This is a genomic window from Photobacterium sp. R1, assembly GCF_054600795.1.
This window is the reverse complement of the sequence record NZ_BAAHZP010001075.1, coordinates 1-231: the sequence shown is the minus strand read 5'-3', so window position 1 is coordinate 231 and position 231 is coordinate 1. Positions and strand designations below refer to the sequence as shown.

1 protein-coding gene is annotated in these 231 nt (G+C 35.1%); it reads right to left on the bottom strand.

Annotation, left to right across the window (positions count from 1 at the left end; translation table 11 throughout):
- Window positions 1-16 precede the first annotated feature (16 nt).
- Window positions 17-231, bottom strand: a 215-nt coding sequence (locus tag ACYP03_RS28375) for a hypothetical protein (RefSeq protein ID WP_459782989.1), incomplete at its 5' end; no start/stop codon positions are given.

Here is a 231-nt window from a genome sequence, read left to right as displayed (position 1 = left end):
TTTTCAGACTTTGTACCTATTTAATTTGGGCAGCCGTCAGCTGTTGGTTTTTGTTATCAACTTCAGCACTTAGTGCAAGTACAGAATATGGCCAAAGTGTCAGTAAAAGTGTTTTTTTAATTGTGAGCCATACATTCATTGTCAGTGGTAAGAGGTATGACCTATAGATGATTTTAATGGAATGTGTCAAAAATGCACTACAAATAGAAGCACAAAATTGGAACAAAGTTC